Below are 1298 nucleotides of genomic sequence, written 5' to 3' on the forward strand. Positions count from 1 at the left end.
TCAGGGTGAAGTGTGTCTAATCAACAGGGTTTTCGGTCTCTAAGTACTTTTTAAAGGGAACATCATCGACTCAAATCTCTATTTGCAACAGTGCCGTTTAATTATAGATCAGCGTAATAGTAGCCTGTGCTTGAACCAGCGTTGCAGATACAGCACCAACATTAGAATAGTAACGCGCTTTAAATGCTTTAGAAACCGTACCACCAGAACCAATGGTCCCAAAACTAAAAAAGCTATTTGAACTATCAATATGTTTCGGGGCAATCGGTAAAGCGTTTCCAACACTGTCGGTAATTTGCACTGAAACATTAGGAGAATGGATATTTTTTAATACTCCGCTCGGATTACTTGCAGACGCATTATTATTATCGGTTAACAAGGCAACCAGCGTTTTATTCGTATCAGCTGAACCACAGCCAGTCACATTCACAATAAATGAAGTATCTCCAGCAGTTTGACCTACCGCAGTAAAGCTACTACTTGGTACAGTGGGTAAATTAACATTAATTGCTGTACCATTATTAATTATACAGGTCGATTTTTTAACTTGAAAAGTCGTGTTATTTAATCTAATTGATGTAACAGCAGTTGCCCCTCTCCACCTCCCGCGTATCCTGTTTATGTCGCTTGCAGAAAAATTACCTAATCTTAAATTTGAGATTGTATACTGACCAGCACTATTCCCCAAACCCGATACCAATAGACGAATATTTTGTAGCCGCAAGCCGCGCGTATCACTATAGCCATTAAAGAGTTCATAAGAATTAGTTGGGCTATTGACCCAATGTTCTGTTGCAGTATTCTGATTATCTTTAACACTAAAAGCGATATAGACTTTCATATTTGGTGAGGCTGGCGTAATGTTAGCAGAGGGAATTTGATAATAGGTATATGAATAGCCACCTTTAGGAATTGTACTATTGGTCATTAAGTCAGTTACTGCATTCATGGGGCTTTGTTGCACAAACCTATCTGTAAAGGGTTTTTCAGCGATATAATTTTCAAATGAAGAAGCCTACACACAAAATCTACCGCACAACCAATTGGCCCGCATATAACCGAGCACTCATGAGTCGCGGAAATATTGCCATTTGGTTTGATCCTGCTACGCAATGGTATGCTCCATCAAAAGGCAAACAAGGGCGAAATCAAACCTACTCCGACGCAGCCATCCAATGCTGCTTAATGATTAAATCCTTATTCCGTCTGTCTTTACGTATGGTCACTGGCTTTGTGCAAAGTCTGATTAAACTTTGCGGATTAAATTGGATAGCTCCAGATTACACCACGCTTTGTAG

1 protein-coding gene and 1 pseudogene are annotated in these 1298 nt (G+C 39.7%); one reads left to right on the forward strand and one right to left on the reverse strand.

The features are described 5' to 3' along the window. Positions 1 to 97 precede the first annotated feature (97 nt). Positions 98 to 949, reverse strand: a pseudogene (locus BLV99_RS17965) (fimbrial protein); the annotation flags it as partial. A 56-nt stretch (positions 950 to 1005) separates the two neighbouring features. On the opposite strand from BLV99_RS17965, the gene BLV99_RS17970 reads away from it, so the two are divergent. Next, on the forward strand, positions 1006 to 1298 hold a 293-nt coding region (locus BLV99_RS17970; RefSeq protein WP_171250912.1), incomplete at its 3' end, for a transposase.

It is taken from the genome of Acinetobacter kyonggiensis (assembly GCF_900107285.1).
In the GTDB taxonomy this organism is placed as follows: domain Bacteria; phylum Pseudomonadota; class Gammaproteobacteria; order Pseudomonadales; family Moraxellaceae; genus Acinetobacter; species Acinetobacter kyonggiensis.